The organism is Clostridium arbusti SL206 (assembly GCF_000246895.1).
GTDB classification, from domain to species: domain Bacteria; phylum Bacillota; class Clostridia; order Clostridiales; family Clostridiaceae; genus Clostridium_I; species Clostridium_I arbusti.
Window position 1 is genome coordinate 1 of sequence record NZ_BAEV01000143.1, and the last position, 7,177, is coordinate 7,177.

The 7,177-nt window shown below is 29.8% G+C and carries 6 protein-coding genes; all 6 read right to left on the bottom strand.

The features are described from left to right. Positions 1 to 66 precede the first annotated feature (66 nt). Positions 67 to 540 (bottom strand): cyclic pyranopterin monophosphate synthase MoaC, encoded by a 474-nt coding sequence (gene moaC / locus RH99_RS17095; protein ID WP_010241141.1) that lies wholly within the window; start codon positions 538 to 540, stop codon positions 67 to 69. A gap of 355 nt (positions 541 to 895) precedes the next feature. After that, complete coding sequence (locus RH99_RS17100) at positions 896 to 2,056, bottom strand: amidohydrolase family protein (protein WP_010241142.1); 1,161 nt, start codon at positions 2,054 to 2,056, stop codon at positions 896 to 898. Between the two features lie 44 nt (positions 2,057 to 2,100). Continuing rightward, the gene (locus RH99_RS17105) at positions 2,101 to 2,688 is read right to left on the bottom strand and encodes an amino acid synthesis family protein (RefSeq protein ID WP_010241144.1); all 588 of its coding nucleotides are present in this window, start codon (positions 2,686 to 2,688) and stop codon (positions 2,101 to 2,103) included. Between the two features lie 348 nt (positions 2,689 to 3,036). After that, positions 3,037 to 4,395 (bottom strand): MFS transporter, encoded by a 1,359-nt coding sequence (locus tag RH99_RS17110; RefSeq protein ID WP_010241146.1) that lies wholly within the window; start codon positions 4,393 to 4,395, stop codon positions 3,037 to 3,039. A gap of 532 nt (positions 4,396 to 4,927) precedes the next feature. Further along, the gene (locus RH99_RS17115) at positions 4,928 to 5,533 is read right to left on the bottom strand and encodes a Fe-only nitrogenase accessory AnfO family protein (protein WP_010241148.1); all 606 of its coding nucleotides are present in this window, start codon (positions 5,531 to 5,533) and stop codon (positions 4,928 to 4,930) included. Between the two features lie 26 nt (positions 5,534 to 5,559). Further along, a complete protein-coding gene (locus tag RH99_RS17120) occupies positions 5,560 to 7,107 on the bottom strand; it encodes a hypothetical protein (protein WP_010241150.1) in 1,548 nt (515 codons plus the stop codon). Positions 7,108 to 7,177 lie beyond the last annotated feature (70 nt).

A 7,177-nucleotide genomic window follows, 5' to 3' on the forward strand; every position in this document is an offset into this window, starting at 1 on the left:
GAATTAAGAACTTGCTTCAATGTATTATTGTAAGTATATATTCTGAATCTTTAACTATAGGAACTACTAGTCTCTCTTATAAACCCCAGACTTTCCACCACTCTTTTCCATAAGCATAATATCTTTAATGACCATTCCCCTATCTATAGCCTTACACATATCATATATTGTAAGTGCCGCAGCCGACACTGCTGTTAGAGCCTCCATTTCTACCCCTGTCTTACCTACAGTTTTAGTTGAACAAGTTATACCCACCTTATTCTCTTCAAAATCCAATTTAAAACTTATATCACATCCTGTAATAAATATAGGATGACACATTGGAATAATACTAGAAGTAGATTTGGCGGCCATTATTCCTGCTACTTGCGCTACAGATAACACATCTCCCTTTTTTATAGTGCCTTCCCTTATCTTTTCAAGGGTTTCTTTCTTCATATAAATACTTCCCGTAACTATAGCCTCTCTTTCAGTCTCAGCTTTTGCTCCTACGTCTACCATTTTAGCTCTTCCTTCATCATTTATGTGAGTAAATTCCATATTATTTCCTCCTACTATTGTAAAATAAGCTTTAAATATATTCTTTCATAGTAAATCTGACTATGTCAATGGTAAATTCATATACTCTATTTACATCTTCAAATAAAGACTCTATTTATTTACATTCTTAATTAACCACTTTATAAATTAATTTTGCCAATTCACCACTTTTAAATTTATTTCTATATTATAATCTTTAAAATTGCTATATTAAAATTTATTATACATAATACAACTAATTGTATACACATTAAAATATAAAGCTAAAAAGCCCAGGCACAATTAAAACTGAACTGCACTTAGGCTTTTAAACTTTATATTTATTTTATAGTATAATTAATATCTAATGACAAGATTAAATCAATACAGCTTTTGAAGTTGCTGGAGGTGTATTCCTGCTCTTATTAACTAAGATTTCTCCATCTACAACTACCATGGAAACTCCAGGTAAATCCCCAGCTTCTAAGGCTTCTAAGCTATCTTTACCTACAGAACCCATAGGTGTATCCATTATTACAAAATCAGCTTCTTTTCCTTTCTCAATTAGCCCTACATTTAGTCCAAAAATCTTTGCCGTATTTCCTGTTGCAAAGCATAGTGCTTGTGCTGCTGAAACTTCTGATTCTGAAGCAATATAGGATATTGAACGCAATATTCCAAGTGGAATAATTCCTGATCCTGAAGGTGAATCATTTCCAAGAATTACTCTTCCCAGTTCACCATTCCTGCAAGCTTCATTTGCTACATGCTTCATTATTTTAAAATTACCACACTGCACTAATTCTAAAGCATATTTTGTATCATTTATTAATTTATTAACTTCTTCTACAGAAATCGCTGTTGGTCCTCCATTTAAATGAGATATTATGTCTGGATCTGTATCCATAACATTTTGAGCAGTAATAGTACTACTGCCAGGTATAGATGTTCCTCCTGTATGCATCATAACTTTAAATCCATATTTTCTAGCCCATTTTACCATAGGCCCTGCTACCTCTGGAGTATTTGCTGAACCAAGTCCAATTTCCCCAACTATCCATACTCCTTGTTTTTGTAATTCTTCAAAGTCTTTTTCCTGTAGACCTTTTTCTAAAATCAATGCACCTCCATGAAGCTTAACTCCACCAGGTCTAGCATTTTCTGAACTCTTATGTGCTAGTACAGCTAAAGCTTTTGTACCTTCTACATCTTTTGGTCTTCCAGGTGTATGACATTCTCCAGCGGATATCATAGTTGTTACTCCTCCATGAAGTGAACCAGATATATATCCCAAAGTATTTTGTCTTGGTGTAAAATCTCCAAGTACAGGATGAGTATGTGAATCAATGAATCCAGGAGCTACTGTAGTTCCCTTTGCATCAATGACTTTGTCACATTCTATTCCCTTTAAAATTTCTTCAGTTCCCAATTTCTTTATAATTCCGTTCTCTACTAATATTGTGTCATATTTTAATACAGGCTCTTTTATATCACCTGAAACTAATATACCAATGTTTTTTATAGCTAATGTTGACATTAGAATTCCTCCCTGCATAATTTTAAAATTTATCCTATATTCAGTTATCTTAATCCATCTTCACCTTTTGCTTCTTCTACTTTTAATCCGCCTACTCTAGGATGTGGTCTTCCACAGTTTGTAACTACTAGTATTACAACTATTTCATTATCTCTTGGACCATCTGGTATTCTTACTTCCATTGCATCAAAATGTGTTCTTACGAAAGCTGCATCTTTATAGTGAAGAGGTACATCTAATGTGCAGCCTGGATAACCCATCTTCTTTGCTGAAGGGATTATTGCCTTTCCTCCACCCACTGCATCTCTAAATGGTTTCCCTAGCTTCGGATGAAGAATTGCTGCTGCATGTTCTAATTCTCCATTTCCACCTACAATAGCACCTTTTCCATAACTTTCTACTTCTGATTTATCAATACCTGCTGACTTTAGTGCCTTTTCCACAAGTACTGGTGCTATTTCCACACTCCAATCTGTAAGTGGTGATAAATCCTCTATATATTTTCCTGCAAAAGGATTTTCAATAATAACTGCAGCTGCAGCTCTCTTATGAATCTTATCAGTTATTTTTTTTCCTCCATCAGCACTAATTTCTTCTACAAATGTACAAAATTTTCTTATCTTTATTTCCATAAATAAAGCCCCCTATATATAAATAATAATTTAAACCTAAAAATTCTGTTCATACCACTTAATAACAAATAAGCTATTTCATATTAAATTATCACAATAAATCTTTTAATATTATTTTTTTAACAAAAATCATATGTATTTATTAATAAATTGGTTTTATTATAACAGAAAGATATTCATATTTAAAATATTTTATATGTATTAATCCATATTTAAAACATATGGATTCTCAAATTAAATACCATTCAATATATAATGTCATAAAATTTATAGATTTATACTAAAAGAGCAAGTAATCTCATTTTATAATGCAGACTACTTGCTCTCTTAATTATTATATTTAAAATTTTAATCCTTTAAAACTAGCCCCTTAGTTTCTATACCAAGGGCAGCTACCAATATACCCGCTAATATAAATGCTCCTGATACAATTGCAAATACTCCGCTTATACCTACAGAAGTCAGTCCTGCTCCAATAACCATAGGTGCAAGCATAGATCCTATACGAGAACAAGCTGAGGCTGCTCCAACTCCAGTAGCACGAACAGTTGTAGGATAAAGTTCTGGTGTATACGTATAGGTAATTCCCATAATTGCAGAAACAAAGAAGGAAGTAATAACACCTAACAATACAACCACACCTGTGTTAACGCCATGGCCTAAAGCCCAACCATATATTATAGCAGCAATACCTGCTAATATTAAATTACAAACAAGCAATTTTTTACGTCCCACTTTATCCATGAGATAAGCACTTAAAACTTGATTAGGAATATAAGCTATTTGCATAATCAAAACATAGAGGAAGGATTTCACCATAGTGTGTCCAGCTTTTACAAAAAGTGATGGTAACCAGGAGAATAGTCCATAATATCCAAACATAGCTAAGAACCATAATCCCCATAACATAATAGTACGTTTAAAATATTTATTAGAGAATAGTAGTGCTAAATTAACTTTTTCTTTATTTCCACTTTCATTTACTTGAACATCTTTTAAATTAACCTCTGGAAGTATAAGGCCTTCTCCAATTAATTTTTGTTCTATACTTTCAACTATTTTTTCGGCTTCTTCGTTTCTGCCTTTAGATATAAGCCATCTTGGTGATTCAGGTAAATGTCTACGAACTATAAAAATATAAAAAGCAGGTAACGCCCCTGCAACAAAGGCCCAACGCCAACCTGCTGCTGGTATAATAAAGTAAGCTATTACTGCTGATGCAAGCCAGCCTACTGCCCAGAAAGTGTTAAGTAATCCTTGTAGTTTACCACGCTTTGAAGCTGGTATAAATTCTCCTAAAAGCGATGTAACAACTGGAGTTTCTCCACCAAGCCCAACTCCTACAAAGAACCTAAAAATTATGAGAGATATAAAGTTCGGTGCAACAGCACACAATAGAGAAAATACTGCGAAAAATAACATTGTAATTTGAAATACAGCCTTACGACCCCACCTATCTGCTATAGGTCCAGATACAACGGCACCAAAAAACATTCCAAATAAACCTACACTTAAAAACAATCCAATCTGTGCTGCTGTTAAATGCCAAGATTTTGAAAGAGCTGTAACAACAAAAGTAACCAATCCAACATCGAAGGCATCGAAAGCCCAAGCTGCTCCATTAATCCCTAACATCTTATAGTGAAACTTTCCAACAGGCAATCTTTCCATACGTCCAATTAACATTTTTGAAGATGATGTTTCCATTTATATTTCCCCCTTTTAAGAAAATAATTTCGTTAAAATTCCTTTTGCTTTGTTTTATAACATTTAATAACAATTATCATATTTTATATTAAATATTATAAATTTTTGCTTTGTTTTAAGTAATTTAATAAAAATATCATTAATTTATTAATAAATTGTTTTTATTATAGCAGAAAGATAATCATATGAAAAATATTTTATTAATATTAATCCATATGAAAAATATATGTAAACATTATTATTGTAACAATATGAATAAACTGGCATACACGTAATAAAAAAGCATAATTCATTTAGAATTGTGCCCTAATCTTTTCATATAATTTTAGTACCTTATGTAAATAAAAGGAAGTTGTCTCACAATGCATAGATATGCATTGTGAGACAACTTCTTACCCATTTTACTACTAAAAATAATTATTAAAATATTCTTTCTAGTAATTAGATTATGTCATTCTCAAATTTAATCAATATTTATTCTTTTTGAGATAGCCGCTTTAACAATTAAACAGATATAACATTATACTGATAATTACCTATGATATATCCTTACCTTAACTGCTCCTTCACTTATAGATTCAACCTCTGAATCCAGCTTCAAATTTTCAAGTTCATATCCAAACCATGGTGGAACATGACTACAATCAACCTCCAGTTCATTAAAAGTAGCATTACGCAGAAATGGCAACAATACTTTTTTAGAACTAATTTTTTCACTTTCCATTACTGGTCTCAAATCAATATAATAATTTCCCAATTTTTCTGTTTCTACTGGAATTGGTGCCTCTTCTATACTTATCTCTTCAATATGTTCTTCTTCTTCTCTCTTCAAAACATATTCTAAAAAGTCCTCAGGAACTCCCTGTATACTCCAAATATTAAATCCTCTACCATCTAATATTGTATAAAAAATTTCTTTCACTTCTGCAGCTATAAAAATTTTACATTTACTTAAAGATTCAGCCATAGCTATAAATTTTTTACACATTATACCGGTATCATTTATATTACTAATATCAAGTGGAACCTTTTTTATAATTTTCCATCGTTCTCTATCTTTTATATATATATTTACTACTCCGCTTTCATTACAACGTATTGTTTTTCCATCTTCATTTAAAAATACAGCTATTTCCATGGATATGTAAATTCATCATCAATATCTTAACTTGATGAATTTAGCCTCCTCCCTATATCATATTTCTTTATCTCTTCAATGATTTCTTCTTCTACAAGATCTACATTAGTTTTTCCAATATACCCAAACTTGACTTGGTTTACTCTAATGAACCTCATAGCTTTATTATAGGTAGAATGACTCATAAATCCTGTATAGAAGAAAATATAATCCATATTTTTTAGAATACTCATATCAAAATTATCATTAAATCCAGTCAAAGTACGTATTTGATTATAATTTTGTTTAAATTTCATTCTCCATTCTTTAGTTCCGCCTATTATTAAAATATTTTTATCTGAAATGTAATGATCTAATGTTTTATCAGGTTTAATAGGGATATATTGATTTTTTACATCAAACATATATTCTCTTAACGCATTTAATTCATTTCTATATTTTCTTTCCTCATCTAACTTATTTTCAAGAACTTTAACATCTTTTTTCACATCAATTACTTCTGATTTATGTATCTTATTTAACTTATTTATCTCATTATTTAAGGTTTTATCGAAGTTCTCATTATCTTTTCTAAGTAATTTCACTTCTGATTTCATATCTTTATTTTCTTTTTCTAATTTTTCGATCTTTTCCTGCAAAGCATTTAATTCAAAATATAAAGTTTCATGACTATTTTTAAAATATAATTCTCTAGCTCTTTCATATTTACTAATTAAAGATTGTATAAAGATTCCGTTAATTATAGTTTGAATTACAACCTCAGGTTCTAATTTTTCATAATCCCATTTTAAATAGGATAGAATTAGATTGTCTATGTCTATATCTTCTAAATCATTAAATAATTCATTCATATCTATTTTATTAATTATAAAAATATTCTTTAATATACATGCTATATCTGTAACAGCGCAATTATTAGAATTTAAAATATCTTTATAATTATTATATTCACCATAGGTATCTTTAACAAAAGCGCTAATTTTTTCTATCTTGGATTTATTGTTTTCTCTCTCTTTATCTATATCAGTTGTCATAGGACTATATAACTGATAGGCCTTTATATCATTTATTATAGCAGTTATGTATTTATTGTCTAAATTTTTAGCATAACAGTACATTACAAAATATAAATATACTGCTGAATCAAGTCTTCTTTGCATCATTCTATTATTGCAATCAAGCTTTAAGTATTTACTTATTAATTCTTTATTACTACATTTTTTTACCGCACGATAGACTAAATAATAATATTTCCTTAATAATTTAATTATCTCATTTCTTAAAACTTTATCTTCTTCTCCAACTAATAATATACCTAGCATTTTTCTAGCATATATTTCTTGTTCAAGAGAACCTTGCAACATTATATTATTATTAATAATTTCAGAACTTTGAGAAACCTTATAGTATTTTAATTTATCTACAACATACAATCTTTCTATATCTTTTTTCATTTCTTCAGTTCTTGTTAATCCAACACTTATATTAGCAAATATAAAATCTCTAAGTATATCTGAATGTAAATCTAAATTATCTTCTATTTCATCATAAAAGTATTCCACATTCATATACATATTTAAATCCCTCCTTCCTTCTATAATCTTTAAAAATAAAAACCAGCTTAAAACCTATAATACTACGTGT

Bases quoted from the DNA above. Each gene is read 5' to 3' on its own strand.
- moaC (WP_010241141.1), bottom strand. From the start codon at position 540: ATGGAATTTACTCACATAAATGATGAAGGAAGAGCTAAAATGGTAGAC.
- RH99_RS17100 (WP_010241142.1), bottom strand. From the start codon at position 2,056: ATGTCAACATTAGCTATAAAAAACATTGGTATATTAGTTTCAGGTGAT.
- RH99_RS17105 (WP_010241144.1), bottom strand. From the start codon at position 2,688: ATGGAAATAAAGATAAGAAAATTTTGTACATTTGTAGAAGAAATTAGT.
- RH99_RS17110 (WP_010241146.1), bottom strand. From the start codon at position 4,395: ATGGAAACATCATCTTCAAAAATGTTAATTGGACGTATGGAAAGATTG.
- RH99_RS17115 (WP_010241148.1), bottom strand. From the start codon at position 5,533: ATGGAAATAGCTGTATTTTTAAATGAAGATGGAAAAACAATACGTTGT.
- RH99_RS17120 (WP_010241150.1), bottom strand. From the start codon at position 7,107: ATGTATATGAATGTGGAATACTTTTATGATGAAATAGAAGATAATTTA.